This is a genomic window from Enterobacter cloacae complex sp. HYC033_NIDB (genome assembly GCF_056673335.1).
Genome location: NZ_CP115123.1, coordinates 3,601,340 through 3,617,953, shown reverse-complemented (window position 1 = coordinate 3,617,953; position 16,614 = coordinate 3,601,340). Strand labels below are relative to the sequence as shown.

The 16,614-nt window shown below is 52.6% G+C and carries 25 protein-coding genes; 23 read left to right on the top strand and 2 right to left on the bottom strand.

The genetic code is table 11. From position 1 onward, the window contains the following. Positions 1 to 35 precede the first annotated feature (35 nt). The 5 genes from O1721_RS17345 (at position 36) to O1721_RS17325 (ending at position 2,822) form a co-directional block, all read left to right on the top strand. Positions 36 to 725, top strand: coding sequence for a bacteriophage antitermination protein Q (locus O1721_RS17345; RefSeq protein WP_032648648.1), 690 nt, complete (start codon positions 36 to 38; stop codon positions 723 to 725). A 414-nt stretch (positions 726 to 1,139) separates the two neighbouring features. Continuing rightward, positions 1,140 to 1,445 carry a phage holin family protein gene (locus O1721_RS17340; RefSeq protein ID WP_122008274.1) on the top strand — a complete coding sequence of 102 codons (306 nt, stop codon included), beginning with the start codon at positions 1,140 to 1,142 and terminating at the stop codon, positions 1,443 to 1,445. Beyond that, positions 1,432 to 1,872, top strand: coding sequence for a lysozyme (locus O1721_RS17335; protein ID WP_032648647.1), 441 nt, complete (start codon positions 1,432 to 1,434; stop codon positions 1,870 to 1,872). The genes O1721_RS17340 and O1721_RS17335 overlap by 14 nt, the downstream gene beginning before the upstream one ends. Before the next feature lie 41 nt (positions 1,873 to 1,913). Then, the gene (locus O1721_RS17330) at positions 1,914 to 2,351 is read left to right on the top strand and encodes a lysis protein (RefSeq protein ID WP_072258132.1); all 438 of its coding nucleotides are present in this window, start codon (positions 1,914 to 1,916) and stop codon (positions 2,349 to 2,351) included. A 63-nt stretch (positions 2,352 to 2,414) separates the two neighbouring features. After that, positions 2,415 to 2,822 (top strand): hypothetical protein, encoded by a 408-nt coding sequence (locus O1721_RS17325; RefSeq protein ID WP_032648644.1) that lies wholly within the window; start codon positions 2,415 to 2,417, stop codon positions 2,820 to 2,822. Positions 2,823 to 2,925: 103 nt separating this feature from the next. On the opposite strand, the gene O1721_RS17320 is transcribed toward O1721_RS17325, so the two are convergent. Continuing rightward, positions 2,926 to 3,447, bottom strand: coding sequence for a hypothetical protein (locus O1721_RS17320; protein ID WP_123912597.1), 522 nt, complete (start codon positions 3,445 to 3,447; stop codon positions 2,926 to 2,928). Between the two features lie 21 nt (positions 3,448 to 3,468). Between O1721_RS17320 and O1721_RS17315 the strand changes: the two genes are divergently transcribed. From O1721_RS17315 to O1721_RS17295, 5 genes are all read left to right on the top strand, one after another. Next, positions 3,469 to 4,029 carry a terminase small subunit gene (locus O1721_RS17315; protein ID WP_032648641.1) on the top strand — a complete coding sequence of 187 codons (561 nt, stop codon included), beginning with the start codon at positions 3,469 to 3,471 and terminating at the stop codon, positions 4,027 to 4,029. Further along, complete coding sequence (locus tag O1721_RS17310) at positions 4,016 to 5,488, top strand: phage terminase large subunit family protein (protein WP_032668795.1); 1,473 nt, start codon at positions 4,016 to 4,018, stop codon at positions 5,486 to 5,488. The genes O1721_RS17315 and O1721_RS17310 overlap by 14 nt, the downstream gene beginning before the upstream one ends. 11 nt (positions 5,489 to 5,499) lie before the next feature. Next, entirely contained in the window at positions 5,500 to 6,951 is a 1,452-nt protein-coding gene (locus tag O1721_RS17305) for an anti-CBASS protein Acb1 family protein (RefSeq protein WP_032668796.1), read from the top strand. 31 nt (positions 6,952 to 6,982) lie between these two features. Further along, positions 6,983 to 7,876, top strand: a complete 894-nt coding sequence (locus O1721_RS17300) for a phage minor head protein (protein WP_032650051.1) — start codon at positions 6,983 to 6,985, stop codon at positions 7,874 to 7,876. A 67-nt stretch (positions 7,877 to 7,943) separates the two neighbouring features. Further along, positions 7,944 to 8,591 carry a hypothetical protein gene (locus O1721_RS17295; RefSeq protein ID WP_050594995.1) on the top strand — a complete coding sequence of 216 codons (648 nt, stop codon included), beginning with the start codon at positions 7,944 to 7,946 and terminating at the stop codon, positions 8,589 to 8,591. 187 nt (positions 8,592 to 8,778) lie between these two features. Here the strand turns inward: O1721_RS17295 and O1721_RS17290 are convergent, their stop codons facing one another. Then, entirely contained in the window at positions 8,779 to 9,135 is a 357-nt protein-coding gene (locus O1721_RS17290; RefSeq protein WP_032648637.1) for a Rap1a/Tai family immunity protein, read from the bottom strand. A 45-nt stretch (positions 9,136 to 9,180) separates the two neighbouring features. Between O1721_RS17290 and O1721_RS17285 the strand changes: the two genes are divergently transcribed. The 13 genes from O1721_RS17285 (at position 9,181) to O1721_RS17225 (ending at position 16,589) form a co-directional block, all read left to right on the top strand. Further along, complete coding sequence (locus O1721_RS17285) at positions 9,181 to 10,569, top strand: DUF2213 domain-containing protein (RefSeq protein WP_032648636.1); 1,389 nt, start codon at positions 9,181 to 9,183, stop codon at positions 10,567 to 10,569. Between the two features lie 3 nt (positions 10,570 to 10,572). Further along, positions 10,573 to 11,007 (top strand): hypothetical protein, encoded by a 435-nt coding sequence (locus O1721_RS17280; protein WP_032648633.1) that lies wholly within the window; start codon positions 10,573 to 10,575, stop codon positions 11,005 to 11,007. Between the two features lie 9 nt (positions 11,008 to 11,016). Beyond that, positions 11,017 to 12,114, top strand: coding sequence for a major capsid protein (locus tag O1721_RS17275; protein ID WP_014884000.1), 1,098 nt, complete (start codon positions 11,017 to 11,019; stop codon positions 12,112 to 12,114). A gap of 9 nt (positions 12,115 to 12,123) precedes the next feature. Next, positions 12,124 to 12,489, top strand: a complete 366-nt coding sequence (locus tag O1721_RS17270) for a hypothetical protein (RefSeq protein WP_032648630.1) — start codon at positions 12,124 to 12,126, stop codon at positions 12,487 to 12,489. Positions 12,490 to 12,491: 2 nt separating this feature from the next. Further along, on the top strand, positions 12,492 to 12,872 hold the full coding sequence (locus tag O1721_RS17265; protein WP_032648628.1) for a DUF7370 family protein: 381 nt from the start codon (positions 12,492 to 12,494) through the stop codon (positions 12,870 to 12,872). Then, entirely contained in the window at positions 12,872 to 13,045 is a 174-nt protein-coding gene (locus O1721_RS17260; RefSeq protein WP_023300380.1) for a hypothetical protein, read from the top strand. The genes O1721_RS17265 and O1721_RS17260 overlap by 1 nt, the downstream gene beginning before the upstream one ends. After that, positions 13,045 to 13,401, top strand: a complete 357-nt coding sequence (locus tag O1721_RS17255) for a hypothetical protein (RefSeq protein ID WP_032648626.1) — start codon at positions 13,045 to 13,047, stop codon at positions 13,399 to 13,401. The genes O1721_RS17260 and O1721_RS17255 overlap by 1 nt, the downstream gene beginning before the upstream one ends. Before the next feature lie 2 nt (positions 13,402 to 13,403). Next, a complete protein-coding gene (locus tag O1721_RS17250; protein ID WP_032648622.1) occupies positions 13,404 to 13,868 on the top strand; it encodes a hypothetical protein in 465 nt (154 codons plus the stop codon). Further along, positions 13,865 to 14,248 (top strand): phage tail termination protein, encoded by a 384-nt coding sequence (locus O1721_RS17245; protein WP_032648620.1) that lies wholly within the window; start codon positions 13,865 to 13,867, stop codon positions 14,246 to 14,248. The genes O1721_RS17250 and O1721_RS17245 overlap by 4 nt, the downstream gene beginning before the upstream one ends. A 63-nt stretch (positions 14,249 to 14,311) precedes the next feature. Then, a complete protein-coding gene (locus O1721_RS17240) occupies positions 14,312 to 15,055 on the top strand; it encodes a phage tail tube protein (RefSeq protein ID WP_045324988.1) in 744 nt (247 codons plus the stop codon). Between the two features lie 57 nt (positions 15,056 to 15,112). Continuing rightward, positions 15,113 to 15,805 carry a DUF6246 family protein gene (locus tag O1721_RS17235; RefSeq protein ID WP_032648617.1) on the top strand — a complete coding sequence of 231 codons (693 nt, stop codon included), beginning with the start codon at positions 15,113 to 15,115 and terminating at the stop codon, positions 15,803 to 15,805. Positions 15,806 to 15,852: 47 nt separating this feature from the next. Continuing rightward, entirely contained in the window at positions 15,853 to 16,233 is a 381-nt protein-coding gene (locus O1721_RS17230) for a hypothetical protein (protein ID WP_032648615.1), read from the top strand. After that, positions 16,233 to 16,589, top strand: coding sequence for a hypothetical protein (locus tag O1721_RS17225; RefSeq protein WP_048983890.1), 357 nt, complete (start codon positions 16,233 to 16,235; stop codon positions 16,587 to 16,589). Before O1721_RS17230 ends, O1721_RS17225 begins: the two co-directional genes overlap by 1 nt. Positions 16,590 to 16,614 lie beyond the last annotated feature (25 nt).

Here is a 16,614-nt window from a genome sequence, read left to right as displayed (position 1 = left end):
CGGACCAAAACCAATCAGGCACAGAAGGAAGCCGCATGAACAGTCAGCAACTGGAATACGTACGTCAGCAGCTCATTGTGGCGACCGCAGATCTGAGTGGGGCGACAAAAGGGCAGCTGGTAGCTTTCGCCGAGAATGCGCAATTCACCGCGACGGCGCGCAGCCGGGCCAGGAAGAAAATCACTGACCCGGTAACCGGCCGGAAAGTTAACCCTGACGGCCCGGCGATGAGCGGCAGCCAGTCTCGCGCTAAGGGATCATCAATCGCGCTGGTGGGCCCGGTTGAGTTCGTGACCGCATCATGGCGCCGCGCTGTCCTGTCGCTGGAAGACCACCAGAAAGCTTGGCTGCTGTGGAACTACAGCGAGAATATCCGCATCGAATACCAGGTGGCGATCACCCAGTGGGCATGGGCTGAGTTCCGAGAGCAGCTCGGCGCGAAGAAGGTGGCCGGCAAGACGCTGGAGCGTCTGAAGAAACTTATCTGGCTGGCGGCGCAGGACGTCAAAGCGGAGCTGGCGGGAAAGGATGTGTATCAGCACCAGGACCTGGCGGCTCTGTGCGGTGTTAAACCTGATAACTGGTGCCATAACTACGCCGACTACTGGCGGGCCATGTGCGCCATCTTTAAACGACTTGATGACGACTCTCTTCGTTGCACTGTGAGAACACGATCACAACAAAAGGCGACTTTTTCGAAGCAGGGTATTGCAAAAGTCAATTAAATAGCATACATTTCATGTAAATCTGATATCGTCGCCATAGCTTTGATTGTCGACAAAGAATTAAGAGCCTCGCCATCGTGCGGGGCTTTTTATTTGAACAAAAGAGATATCCCAAGTTTTACCAAGAAGACGAAAATAGCGATATCGATAATCATGTGAATAATTCGATCCGCTAAGTCCGGATTCTTGTTGATTCTGTACCTACCACGTCTACGTCTGCCCATTTTTCTCTCCTTTAGGGGATGTATCGGCAGTGATGTAAAGAAACTTTATTCAAAGGCTCCCTCATGTGGGCCGTTTTTATTTCAGGCTCCGGGAACCATCATCGACACGCCTACTTGTTAAATCGTCCCGAGGGTCTGATCCCTTACTACAAACAGCACCCCGTTTTTCGGAGGTGATATGGCTAAACGTATGCAAGATAAAGAAAGCATTGCCGGAGTGTCATGGCTGATTGTCCTTGCTCTGTCATGCTGGGGCGGTCTGGTCCGATACCTTATTGACGTTAAGCAGAACAAAGCCACCTGGAGTTGGATCAACGCGCTGGCGCAAATTGCAGTGTCCGGCTTTACCGGTCTTATTGGCGGCCTAATTAGCGTTGAAAGCGGGCTGAGCCTTTACATGATTCTGGTTACGTCAGGTATTAGCGGAGCAATGGGCTCCGTGGCACTGACGTATTTCTGGGAACGCCTGACGGGAATGAAGAATGCAAACCAGTGATAAAGGCATTGCCCTGATCAAAGAGTTCGAAGGCTGCAAGCTTACCGCGTACCAGGACAGCGTTGGCGTCTGGACGATCGGTTATGGCTGGACTCAGCCTGTCGACGGGAAACCAATTCGCGCCGGGATGACGATTAAGCAGGAAACGGCAGAGCGTCTGCTGAAGACCGGGCTGATCAGTTATGAAAGCGATGTGTCTCGCCTGGTTAAAGTCGGCCTGACTCAGGGGCAATTCGACGCCCTGGTGTCGTTCACGTACAACCTCGGCGCCAGGTCGCTGTCGACATCGACTCTTCTGCGAAAACTCAACGCCGGTGATTACGCTGGCGCTGCCGATGAGTTTCTGCGCTGGAATAAAGCAGGCGGTAAAGTCCTGAGCGGCCTGACCCGTCGGCGTGAGGCGGAGCGCGCTCTGTTCCTGTCGTGATTGGCGTGCTGTTAAGGCGTTACTGGTTGCAGTTGCTGGTGATGGCGTTAATCGGTGTGCTGGCGTTCTTGGTGAACCACTACCGCGACACCGCCATCACCTACAAAGACCAGCGCGATAAAGCCACTGAACAGCTCAGCCTGGCGAACGCCACCATTAAAGACATGCAGACCCGCCAGCGCGATGTCGCTGCGCTGGATGCCAAATACACGAAGGAATTGTCCGATGCGAAAAAAACCATTGAGCGTCTGCATAGCGATGTCATTGCTGGCCGTAAGCGGCTGCTGCTCAATGCAAAATGTCCCGCGAACGGACCGACCAGCACCGGCGGCATGGGCGATGCTTCCGGCCCCAGACTTACTGACTCCGCTGAACGGGATTATTTCATCCTCAGAGAGCGAATCGTCGCAGTGACGAAGCAGGTCGGGTATCTGCAGGACTATCTCAAGACGCAATGTATTACATATCCATTAAATTGATATGAACGCCACAAAATATTCTCAAAGTTTGGTACATTATTATTTTTGGATAAGGAGATAATAATGCGAACAGATCTTGAATACTTAAAGGGAATGCTCTCTGTATTCCTCAACTCAGATAGCACATTCATTACCACAATTCAGCTTAGCGAAGCTGGATATGACATTGGATCTGAGAAGGGGATGTTTCACTACATGCAATTGATTGAGCAAGGTTTTATAAGTAATAGGAATATGGAAACTCGTGACCCCAGACGTTTGGGGTACATGTATCACTTAGGTGGTATGGCAACAATTGACGTGGACATCAGACTAACTACAGACGGTCAAGATTTTGCTACAGCGCTTGACAGTAAAGATGTTTTTGCACGATTGAAAGAGATAAGTAACGAACCGCTTGCTGTCATGAAGGATGTAGGTGTAGAGCTTTTAAAATCCTACGCAAAAAAGAAATTCGGTCTTTCAGATTAACCGCCTCAGGGCTGTTTTTTATTGCCATCGCAATGGGCAGCCCCACCGTAGTGTCATAATCATAAGCACAAATGAAGACTAGTGAACTAGAGGGGGCACAAAGTTAACTTACTCGCCTTCCAACCGTTACTGGCAGCGGTAAAACATATTCCCAAAGCGGATCATCCCTAAAGGTGGAACTACTCCAGTACAATCTAAGGATATCCGTATAAACAAGGTTGGTCGTGTTATTAGCTAAGATAGACATGTCGCCGCGGTGGATGTTATCGCTTGCGGTTGAAACTTCGTTAATCACACAATTAGGGAACTCAGGTAATAACTTCTCCCTGAAGGCTTGAGCATCTTCGAGATTGTCCCATGCAAAAACAGATTGATACCTTGACGGTTTGGAGGCGAAAAACGAACGTCTGAAGAGCTCAAGAGAAAGGTCTATAGCTACACTTTTATCAGCCGCTAATGCCGATGGGTTGGTGCAATACACCAAGCCATGTGGAGACAACCCGCCTGGCGCCAGCATATTAAGAACCTGAATGAAATCACTGGGGATATCTTCAGGGGATGTTAAGGTAATGGTATCGCCTTCCGAATACGCATTTATTCGATCTACACGAAAATAAGTGGTCATCTTTCGTCCCAAGGAAAAGCAATGGCACTCACAGACAAACAAGAAATGTTCTGTCGCGAGTACCTCATCGATTTAAACGCCACGCAAGCGGCTATTCGGGCGGGGTACAGCGCAAAGACAGCTAACCGTACTGCATCCGAAAACATGTCAAAACCTGACGTCCAGTCCAGAATCGCCGAACTTAAAGCGAAGCGCAACGAGGATGTATCTATCAATGCCCAGTATGTCCTCAATCGCCTTGTGGAAATAGACCAGATGGACGTGCTGGACATCCTGACCTCGACCGGAGAGTTGAAGCCGGTTTCTCAGTGGCCGAAGGTCTGGAGGACAACGCTATCTGGGCTGGATGTCGTCGAGATGTCAGCCGAGGGGAACACAGCCGCGCTTCTTAAAAAGATTAAGTGGCCTGATAAGGTGAAGAACCTTGAGCTTCTCGGGAAGCATATCGATGTGATGGCTTTCAAAGAGCAGGCCACTCATGAACACACAGGTAAGAACGGCGGGCCTATCGAAATGGCGACGCTGACGAAAGAAGAATATAAGTCTGCCCGGCGGGAGATGTTGGAGGATGACGACTGCTGAGCAAAAGGCTTACGCCCGTAAGGTTGAATGCGAAGAGGACGGGCTTTACTACGCTCGCTACTTCTTCAAGCTGCGCACCGGCGGGAAGATGATTGTCGCGCCGCACCACAAGGTGATTCAGCAGACGCTGGACCGCGTCATTGATGGTGAGATTCAGCGCCTGATCATCAACGTCCCGCCTGGATACACGAAAACGGAACTGGCGACCATCAATATGATGGGCCGAGGGCTGGCGCTGAACTGCCGTGCCCGTTTCATGCACCTGTCCTATTCTCATAACCTGGCGCTGCTGAACTCATCCACTGCGCGCGGCATGATTAAGTCGCAAGCATATCAGTCAATGTGGCCGATGGCGCTGCGCGATGATGCTGACAGCAAGGCGATGTGGTGGACTGAGTACGGCGGCGGCGTTTATGCGTCGTCAGCTGCCGGGCAGGTTACCGGCTTTCGTGCCGGACACATGGAACCGGGCTGGCAGGGCGCGCTGATTATCGATGACCCGGTTAAGCCAGATGACGCTTACTCAGAGATCGTCCGCGACGGGGTAAACAACCGCTTTAACGAGACAATCAAATCACGACTGGCGATCGAGACGACGCCGATGATTGTCATCATGCAGCGCATTCACTACCACGACCTGAGCGGCTATCTGCTGCGTGGCGGGAGTGGTGAGAAATGGCATCACCTGAATCTGCCGGTGATTATCGATAGCAGCCGCAGTTACGAAGAAACTTACCCGGAAAACACCCACGCTATCCCGATTGACCACGGCTTGCCTGATGGCTGGCTGTGGCCTTTTAAGCATAACGAATCGCACCGTGTATCGCTGTTTTCTCACCGGCGCACCGCCGAAGCCCAGTACATGCAGAACCCGAAACGCTTCAACGCGGAGGGGGCGCTGTGGAACGAGGAAATGATCAGCGCCGCACACGCGATGCGGATCACTCAGGAATTGGCCCGTACGGTCGTAGCAATCGACCCGCAGGCGACAAACAGCGAAGAGAGCGATGAATCCGGTATCGCTGTTGCGAGTGTTTACGGCAGCGGTGATGAGCGGCAATACAGCCTTGATGCTGATTACAGCGGCAAATACTCGCCTAATGGTTGGGCTACGAAAGCTATCGATGCCTATATACAGCATGAAGCTGATGCGATCGTCATTGAAACCAACCAGGGCGGCGATATGGCAGAGGACACTCTCCGCAACGCCGGGTTTACCGGTCGCGTTATCCGTATGCATGCCAGTAAAGGCAAGTATGCACGCGCAGAACCGATATCTGCTCTGTATGCCCAGGGGCGTGTAGCTCACCGAGGCAGTCTGTACGAGGTCGAAAACCAGTTCATGGAATACGTGCCATCCACTGCGAAAAAATCACCTGATCGCCTCGACGCTGCGGTTTACGCATTGACCGAACTATCAGAACCACAATCACTCGGCATGTTGGTGCGCTCGCGCTGACGGAGGAAACCGTGAACGAAAGCGAAATGAACAAACAATTTGCCGCAAATGCCAGCCTCGATCGTGATCGTATGCGCTACGTTAACGCTCTGTTCAATGGCACCAGTAATACGAAACGCCAGCGACTTTACCAGGAGTTTGGCTATCCACTGAACCTGACGTTCGACGACTTTTTCCGGGCCTACAGCCGTAATGCAATTGCCAATGCTGCGGTCAACCGGATGGTTGATGGTTGCTGGGAGGACTTTCCGGATGTCTACGAAGGTGACCAGACGAAGGATGCCACTAGGCAAACGGAATGGGATAAGCGCGTAAACAAACTGCTCAAGCGTTGCTGGAAACAAATTAAAGGCGCTGACAAGCGCAACCTCGTGGGGCGCTACTCTGCGCTGCTGATCCAGATTAAGGATAACCGGACCTGGGATAAGCCAGTTGATAAAGTCATTACTGCAAGGCAGAAGGAAAAGGCGTTAGTTAAGTTGATCCCGGTGTGGGAGGCACAGATTGAGCCTGTCACTTACAACGAAGATCAGAGCAGCGAGAACTATGGTGACATCACCATGTACTCGTTTACTGAAATTCCGGTACAACAGCAAGCTGGTGGGCAGCCCGGGCGCATCATCAACGTCCATCCTGACCGCGTAATTATCCTTGCTGAAGGTTCAGATGATGGCCGTCTCTACTCTGGCGAATCAATGCTTGCTGCCGGTTTCCATAAAATTATGGACAGCGAGAAGGTCTCCGGCGGTGCCGCCGAGGGGTTCTTCAAAAACGCCAGCCGCCAGCTCAACTTCAACTTCAGCGCCAAAACAAACTTCTCAGCACTGGCTAAGGCTCTCGGGGTTTCTGAATCTCAACTTTCCGAAGCGCTTGATGGGCAGGTGAGACGCCTTAACGACAGTTCAGATAGCGCGGTGATGATGCAGGAGGGCGACGTCAGTGTACTATCGGTTGCAGCGGCGGACCCAGAACCAACGTGGCGAACCATTCTGAATGAGTTTTGCGCCACCGTGCCGATCCCTGTCAAAGTACTGGTCGGCATGCAGACGGGCGAGCGGGCCAGCACCGAGGATGCGAAGGACTGGGCCAAAACCCGCATGAGTCGTCGAACTGGTTTCCTGACAGACCTGATAACGGACATCGTTACCCGATTCTGGGAGTTTGGCTTTATTCCTCCAGCAGCAGGCGAGGAAATCACCGTCGGATGGTCCGATCTACTGGCACCGAGCCAGGCAGAGAAGATTGCCAACATGGATAAACTCGCCGACGTGGCCGTGAAATCCACAAACGCGTTTGGTCGCTCTGCTATCACAGAAAATGAGATACGCGCGGCGGGCGAACTGCAAGCCCTGCCTGAACTTGATGACGAGGTGCCGCCAGATGGCAACAAGCCAAAGCCTGACCCACTGGCCGACCCAGAATCAGAAGCCGAAAAGTCCGGTGATACCGCGGTCGAAAGTTGACCCAACAATGTCGCGCAAGTCCGTCAGCAAGATGGAGCGCGACATTGAGGATCGGTATTACGCGATAAAGGTGGCGCTGAAAGCCCTGTTAGACCAGCGCCTGACCGGGCGAGAGCGTGAGGTAAATAGCCATAACTGGCACTTCCTGTGCCACGACCACGGCGAGGATATGCGGCTCTACCAGGTCAACGCTGGTAAGTTCATCTACGACATGTTGGCGCAGGAACTGGCTGACCTCCTCGAAGCAGTGCAGTCGATTCTCGACGATTACCTTCTGGAGGGGGGCGAGCAAAACTTGTGGGCGATGGATTACGTCGTCGCAGAAGCGCAGCGCGGCACGCTGGAGGCCTTCAATAACCTATCACAGCAGTCGCAGGTATATGCCAGCCATACGACGCTACAGCAGCTTTTAAGCAGTCCCGGTTATCTGAACCAGATATCTGCGGCCAGGCTGACAGCGTTCAGCGACTGGAAGGTTATCAGCGACACTGCCCGCGGCGACCTGACCAACATAATCACCGATACGGTAGCGCGCGGGGTGAATCCACGCGAGACGGCCAGCGTCATCAGTAAGCGCCTCGATGTGTCTATGTCGAAGGCGAAGACCATCGCTCAGACTGAGCAGGTCGGCGCGCTGCGGCAGGCGCAATGGAACGAAACGGATTGGGCCGCCGACCGGCTGGGGCTGAATACCGGACTGCTGTGGCTGTCAGCGCTCAAGTCGACGACGCGCACCTGGCACGCCAGCCGTCACGGCAAGGTCTACACCACCGAAGAGGTGCGGGACTTCTACGCCGAGAACGGTAACCGGTACAACTGCTATTGCAGCCAGATACCGGTGCTGCTCAATGACGACGGCAGCATCTTCAACGAGGGGCTGGCGGATAAGCTGGCGATAGAAAGAAAGCAGTGGAAAGAAGTTTAAATTCCGTGCATAGAAATTAGGATGTCAGTGTTATAAATTACATCCAAACAACTCGTTTGGGTGAGCTATGCGAAGTAAACGAATAGACAGTTCCGGGTATCTTTATCATTGGGTTAGAGCAAATCCCTATATAAAAGGCGAGAAGGAGATCAATTACGATGTTGCATATAAAACATTTCTAAAAATTCTTCGTGATGGATTTCTCAAGCCGGGAAGTGCGAAGATGACAGCTGACGTTGAATCTATCTGTTTTACTGAATCTCCAGAGTATTTTAGTGAGTGGGATCAATCTAGATATCAGCCGTTTGGTTTCAAATTCGTAAAAAAAAGAATTTATGAGTATGGAGGTCGACCGGTAATCTACGGGTCATATGAAGATAAGAAGGAATTACCGCCAAGTTTAAAATGGCGCTTCGCTCCGCATTTACCCATGGATATTAAACCTGGCTGGCCGTTTGGCTTGGACTACACATGGGAGAGAGAATGGCGTTTGCGCACGGGGGCTCTAGACCTTATAGATGCCATCAATGTTATAGTCCCAGACGAGTCCTTTGCTTCAAAACTTGAAACTGATGTGATTAACATCATAAGTGAAAACTCAGCCTACTACTGGGGCGGTAGTGGTGATGCTCGTGATGACGAAGAGTATCGAGATTACTTTTCATCCATATGGGAGCGAGTTGAATATCCCAGTAAATTCCAAGAAATACTTTAAACAAGGTCGCCACGGCGGCCTTTTTTATTGCCTCAAATCCACCAATGAGGACTCAGCATGTCAGTCTATTGGTGCTGCGGGTGCGGTCGAATCGTGCGCTATCAGTGCGTAACTGCGCTGGACTATTTCCCATGGTGCTGTAGAGCGCCTATGTTACGAAAAATCTAAACGAAGGCGCTTGTCGGAACTATTTCTTACAAGGGAACGCCTCACTAAGAGCGTCAACTGCTAAATCAGAAGCGTTTTCAGCCCGGCGTTTAGGGTTTTGCTTCAAGTATTGATATACGACATCAGAAATCTGGTTCAGATTAAGTTGATTGCTAGCACAAAAAAGTACACCGCTACCTAGATCGTAAACTCCTGATACGTATCCATAATACATATTTGCGTCGCTGATATCAGAACCCATTATTCTGTTTTCTCTGACTCTCATCAAGGATTCGCCCCAGGCAAAAAGCTGATTCCCTGTATAAAAATTTGCCTGCGCTTCCTGCGCACCGAACAAACCAATGGCGCCAATTAGCATGGCCTTTTTAATCATCATCTCACCCCTTTTGTTTGAATAAACATAACTTAACGAGGATCCAGCATGAAACGCAACCGCGTTAATGTGCTGACCGTCGTCAACTCCGCTTCAAACATCACCACTGAAACCATTGACGGCAAGCCACATATCGTGGTTCGCGGCATCACGCCTGTCGTGGACGATATCGTGATGAACCGGAAGTTGTACCCGGCAGCAGAAATCGAAAAGGCCTACAACACGCTCGAGCGTAACCCGATGCCGCTGGGCCACCCGAAAGTGGACGGCAAGCATGTGTCTGCGCGCGATGTCCGGGCGGTGAACGAGTACCACGTCGGTGCATGGCTACAGAACGTCAGCCACAAAGACGGCAAAGTGACGGGTGATATGTACGTTAACCGCCAGTACGCCGAATCCAGCGAGAAAGGTAAGCGTCTGATTAACCGCCTGGATGAGATGCTGGCCGGTATCAACTCCGACCCTATCCACATCTCCACAGGCCTGCTCTATTCCGGCATCGCTGCTAATGGTGAATCGAAAGGCAAGAAGTACAACGAGATCGCCACAAACATGATGTTTGACCATGTGGCGGTGTTGCTTGATGAGCCCGGCGCCGGTACGCCGGAGGAGGGTGTGGGCATCTTCGTTAACTCAGAAGGTGATGAGCAGCAGATCGAAGTTGCCCGCCTGGCTGACGGAATCGACTGCACCCGCGATGGCCTGATCAACAAAACCAAATTCTTCTTTACCAATGCCTCCAACTTTTCCTTCGACGACATCCAGCGCGCAATCAGTGAAAAGCTGCGAGAGGGTCGATCTGATGACAACTGGCTTTGGCCAGAGTCGGTATGGCCTGACACCTTCGTATACCGGGATGATTCCCGTTATTTCAAACAGAAGTACATCATCGACGATGACGGCAAGGCCCAATTCGTCGGCGAACCTGTAGAAGTCGTGCGCAAACAACCTGAGTACGAGATTAAAACCAACGGAGAGAATGATCCGATGAAAGAACTGATTATCAATGCGCTGCAAGCCGCTGGTAAGCCGACCGAAGGCAAGTCCGACGCCGAGCTGATGGACGCATACAACCAGATGAAGGCCGACGAAGCCGCCGCCAAGAAAAATGGCGACGGAGAAATCGACCCGGCAACCGGCAAGCCCAAGAAAAAAGAGCAGGCTACCAATAACGAAGAGATGCCAGCCTGGGCCAAGGTGCTTACCGAGCAGGTCACCGCGCTTAACAGCCAGATCAATGCCAACTCTGACAAAGAGAAGGGCGAAAAGCGCGCGGCTGTGAAGCTGGCGATGAACATGAGCGATGAAGAAGTCGCAGATCTGGACGGTAAGGCACTCGACGCCATGTATGCCAAGTGCCAGACATCTTTTGGCCTGAACGGTGCATTCCGCCATCAGGCTACTAACACCCAATCAGTCAGCGAAATGCCGGAGTAAAAAATGGCTAAAGACGGAAAGCATATCATCCACGCCGGCGGCGTGTTCCCTAATCCGCTGCTTAACCGTGAAGGCGCGGCCGCGGCATCTACTCCGCCGGGTACCATTGGCTTCTTCAGTGCAGCGGACAAGTTCACTGCCTCTGTGGATGGCAATGAGGCTGCAATTCTGTATGTGGCCAACAAAGACTATCTGCGCTGCCTGTCAGTGGACGACGCTATCCCTGCTGGCGAGCTTGTCGTAGGTATTCAGCCTCTGCCGGGCATGTTCCTCAACGTTCGTGCCGCAGCCGGCACCTACACCAAGGGACAGGCGCTCTCTATTGCAAACGGTCGAGTCAAGGTGGCTGCTGGCGATGAGTCAGTGCGCTGCTACGTCGAGGAAGACAAATCATACACAGCGGCGGCAGGCGATCTGCTTCGTGTCGTAATCAAATAAGGAGCGGATATGTTTGTATTCTCCAAGTCTATCGGTGAAAAGACCGGTAACCTCGCGGTAAATCAGGCGCAATGGCGCGCTCTTGAAATTGAGCGAAACGCCAGTGCTCAGGCAGCAGCGGATTTCTTGGCGCGCACTCAGTTCCGTGGCGATGCAGAAAACGCTCCTTATCTCGATGCGGTGAACGCAGTTGACGATATTCGTCGCCTGTATCGCGCTTTCGACACAACTGTTCTTCAGCAGTTCGAGCCGAATACCGAGTTCACTCTGCTGAACGATCTAATGCCGCTTTCTCGCTCCGTTCGAATCGAACAGTCTCGTTACGACTACGCTCGTACCGGTGGCCGCGGCTGGGCTCACACTTCCATGTCCGGACAGGTCGGCGCGGCACTCGATGCTCGTAGCTATTCCTTCGATGGCACCATGGTGCCTATCCACGACTCGGGCTTTAAGTTCGAATGGCGTGATCCAATCTTCAACAGCCCGCAGGCATTGCAGTCGCAGGCTGATGCGCAGCGTGGTTCGGTTGAAGACGTTCAGCGTCGTTACGTTGACTACATCTTCAACGGCTTCCGCGACAAAGCTGGCAACTTCGCAGTGTTTGACGGTCTGACCTGGAAAGGGTTGCGTGACGATGAGCGCGTAGCGCAGATCGACCTTGGCGCTTCAGGCCTGAACATCGATTTTACCTCTGGCACAGCAACGTCTCAGGACATCCGCGCTGGCGCAATCGCACTGCGTGATCAGATGCGCCGCGTGAACAACCAGTATGCAGAGCAGACCTGGTACGTATCCGGTGAAATCATCTCCAACCTGGAACGCTATTTCTCCGACAACTTCCAGTCCGGAACGATCATGGATGAAATCCTGAAACTGACCGGTGTAGCGGCGATTAAAGAAGACAGCCAGCTCACAGGTAACGAAATCGTCATCGTTCCACTGAGTGCAGGCGTCATCGCTCCAATCGTCGGCCAGGCTATCGGTACCGTCGCATCTCCGCGTCCGGAGTACAACAGCGACTACATCTGGCGCACCTGGGGTGCAATGGGGTTGATGGTCAAGCAGGACATCAACAACAAATACTCCGTAATTCACGCATCAAGCTAAGGATAAATCATGGCACTGGTAGAAATCGTGGCAAGTAACCTGCACGCCGGTGCCAACCTCCGCAAACTGGAGGTTGGTTCCGTGGTAGAGGTAGACGATGAAACGGCAAAGCGCTGGATCAGCACTGGCAAGGCGAAGGACACTGACAAGAAGAAAGGCGAAAAGTTGGTGTTTGAGGTGGCAACGCCGTCAGCACCCACAGGTGATTTGTCTGACCTGCAAAAGCAACTCGCCGACGCACTGGAGCAGAACCAAAAGCTAATCGCCGATGGTGAAGCTAAAGACAAGGCTCATGCCGACGCGCTGGCAGCAGAAACAAAACGCGCTGACGAAGCCGAAGCAGCACTGGCGGAAGCAATCAAGAAGGCGAAATAACCATGGCTGACCCAATCACAGCGGCAGACGTGCAGGCGTTCCTCGGTGAATTGGGTTACTCCATCCCGGGCGCGCTGCTGGATCCGATCCTCTGCGTGGTGAACAAGATTATTCCGTGCCTCGATGGTGCTGGGTATGACGAGTGCACCGCGAAGCTGATCCTGATGTATGCCGCAGCGCTTATGGCTACGTCCTCCGGCGCGCGCCGTATCAAATCGCAGGGGGCACCGTCTGGCGCGTCCCGTTCTTTTGAATATGGCGACGACAGCATCACATGGCTGCGCGACTCGCTGGCCCGTCTCGATACCAGTGGATGTACCGGTGAGCTACCAATCAGCGCAGGTAACAGCGTCGGCCTGTTCATGGTGGTAGGAGGCTGCTGATGACGTACAAATCAGTTAAGCACGGGCTGCCGCGCTCGTTCACCCGCGTCTGGGTGATGACCGACACCGGGCGGGAGACTACCGGCTACGTGAAATCGGACGGCGAGTGGCATATCAACTGTGAGCGCATCCGGGCGACCGGCGCGAAGGTGCTGCGCTGGAAGGAGGGCTGATGTCGTCTACTGCTTCATGGTCATACAACAAGCCATGCACGATATGGCGTAAGGGTGCTGGTGGAAATGACGAGTGGGGCGATCCTGTCGACCCATATGAACCGCCTGAAACCATCATGTGCGACTACATCGGCGGCCTGTCTGCAAAGCTCGGCTCCATTGGTAAAGAGGTTGTCGTAAAAAACACCTTCTTTACTGCGTATGCGTTAGCTGATGAGGGCGACTACATCCTGATTGGTGTTAGCGCTGAGCCGGACCCGGTCGTGGCAGGTGCCGATGAGGTTCGTCACGTGACGCGCTGGAACGATACTCTCGACGGCTTGGAAGATGACTGGTCGATAATTACGGGAGTGTAGCCATGGGCATCAAAGTGAAGGGCATCAGCCAGGCGAAGAAGCACCTGAACGATGTCATCAACGACGTTAAGGGGCGCAAGGTAATCCGCGCCCTCCAGTCAGCGATGATTCTCATCGGTGTCCGGGCAGCCTATTACACCCCGATCGACAGCTCAACGCTGATTAACAGCCAATTTCGTGAAATCGACGCTGGCGGCGTGCTCATCACCGGGCGCATCGGTTACTCAGCCAACTATGCCGCGTACGTTCACGAAGCGTCCGGAAAGCTGAAAGGCCAGCCGCGCGCGCACTTCGGGGTGACCAGCAACCGGTCTGAGTTCGGCCCGCAGAAACCGAAAGAATTCGGTGGCGGGACAGGAAAGGGCAACTACTGGGATCCGCATGGTGAGCCGCAATTCCTGACCAAAGGCGCAAATGACGAGCGCGATAACGTTGATGCGGTGATGCGCAAGGAGCTTTCGCTATGACACCCATGATGCACGAGCGGGTGCGCAACATGTTCGGCGACGCCGGGCTAACTGCCGGCTTCACGGTGCAGCAGTTGATGTACGACGACCCGGGCGACCTGTCGAAGGCGATCATGGTGTTCAGGCCAAACGGCGGGTCGAACATCCGCACTGACCTCGGTTCTGAGTATCACGTCCTGGTCGACGTTGTCGGCGCAAAGGACAAGCGCAAAGACGCGCTCAACGCCGTGCAGCGCATCGTCGATTACGTCCAGGCCAACCCCATGGCTGACGAGTGCGTCGGCTACATCCAGAACATGGGCGCAATTCCCGCGCCGGTGCTCACAGAAGAAGGGCGAATAGTCTTCCGACTCCAGTTCGCCTGCACTTACGGCGAATAGCCATTCCCAACCAAATAACCCGCCTCGGCGGGTTTTCTTTTATACGTCAAAGAGGAGTTTCACATGGGTAACTGCCCGAACTCGAACGAGCGCCTTTTCGGCGGTGCGGTCGTGCTGGAAGTCGCCGATGGCTGCCCGGACGTCAAGCCACTCGAAGGGGAGTGGATGGCGCTGGCCGCTGGTACGTCGAAAGGCTTCGACTTCAACCCGAACTCGGTTACCTCTGATGCGGATGACGGCGGCGGCTATGTCGAGACCATCATCACCAACAGTGATTTCACCCTGAGCTTTGAAGGTGAAGTGCGCAAGAAGGACAAGTTGGATCAGTACGGTGTCGGCAAATTCATCAAGTATTTCGCTGATGAACTAAAGGCCAAGCGCCAGCCTGGTATCTGGGTGCGCATGGATTACGGTCCGGTCGAATTCGTCGGCTACATGAACATCACGGCGTTGAGCTCTGACGGCGGCACCAACGACATCGTCACGTTCTCTACCGAGTTCAAAGTCGGCGATGCAACTACCATCGAAGTGAACGAACTGACTGCTGTAGCGGTGACTGGCGTAACGGTAACTCCGGCAACCAGCACCGGCACGGCGGGCGGTACCAGCACCTTCACGGTTAACGTCGCACCAACCGGCGCAACCAACAAAGATTTCACTGTAGCGACTACCGATGCGACTAAAGCAACGGCCACCGCCTCCGGCAACACCGTTACCGTGACGCGTGTCGCCACCGGCAGCGCGCAGATCATCATCAACACCGAAGACGGCAACTTTGTGGCCGTGCATACAGTTACCGTTACCTAACGTACATTCCAAAGGGCGGCGTGCTGCCCTTGATAATGACCGTTTACTGGAAGGCCTATGACCGCTTTAACCGATATTGGCGAACTCTCTATCAGCGACAGCCGCGAAGGCGGGAAAGATTACCTGCTGCGACCTTCATTCGAGGCCATGACCAGGATCGGCACTCCGGAAGAGATTGTGCAGGCGTACGCCACCATCCACGGCAATGATGTCGCTCAGCTGATTGAGGTATGCGCTGGCACGCTGGGACGCTTTCCTGAATGGCTATCTCCATCATTCAATCGCTTTGCTGAGAAGCTTTTATCAACGTGCATGCTGGTACTTCAGGCGTGCTGCGATGACGACCTGACACCAATGATCGGCGAGTGGAAGGGGTGGCGGCACTGCGTCGTCTACCGACCGGGAAGATTGCCAAAGAACGACATCATCGTCCTGGCGCAACACCTCATGCAGCACGGCGTTGTCGGTAAGGCCAAGGTGCGAAAGTTGCAGCGCCACGAATCAGGTGAGCGCACGAATGAGTTTAAGGCCTTCGATTACATCAGTTCGGCACGCAGCCACTTCGGCATGAACCGCGTCGAAGCCTCTCAGTTAACGATGACCGAATTTCAGATGCTGCTGGCGGCGAAATACCCTGACCAGAAAGGCTTCACTCGCGAAGAGTACGACAGCATCGCGGATGCTTACATAGCTAAACAAAAGGCCAGAAGATCCCCTGACATTCTCAAGAGTAGTAAGTCTACTACTTAGGATGGTAATATCATCGTAAATGTCATTTAGCTTATCAGTAGGTTAAAATGTTAGTAAAAGCCAGTGCAAATGGGAAAACTCTATTAGAGTCAGGTTGCTTTCATAACATTATCAATCCATTGGGGGCTTCTGAGCCTCTAAAACTTGTTTATGACGGGTTATCCATTTCAATTGAAACGGAAATTTTGCCCGAAAGTGAGTCTAATAAACAGGGGGTTAATGCATACGTTAGGAATGGAGAAGTCTTTTTCGTTCATAAGGTAATTGTACCTATTATGAATGAAGCTGTAGGTCTTGTTATCCCTGCGGAGATTGGTAAAAAATCTAATGGATTGAAATTATTTTTAGCTTGGCATTCTTTAATCAGAAAAATCGGTGATAATCAAATTTCTGTCATTACTAACTTTTCTCTTTATGAGGGGGCGTGATGTCGGAGCCTTTTGTTGCATCTCAACCGGATATACCCAACAACAATACCGAAACTACAACTCCTTCTGTACATCAAGGTGGACTAGGCGGCGTTAGTGTTGCAGGAACGATTGCCAAAGAGATCGGAACTGGTGAGCACGCAAAAGACTCATTCATTTGGACAACTCTAAAATACTGTTTCTATCTAGGTGGGCTGTTTAGTATTTGTTTATTGCTTGTTTTTTTTCATTTTTCATTCGATCTTGATTCGCCTGAAAAATTTGACATTGTGAGCGCCCTTAAAGATGTCTGGTCAATATTTACTCCAATACTTACTTTGGCCTTGGGATATGCATTCGGTAAAAGAGAGGCTTAAATAATTTAGCTTAACAACCCGCTCC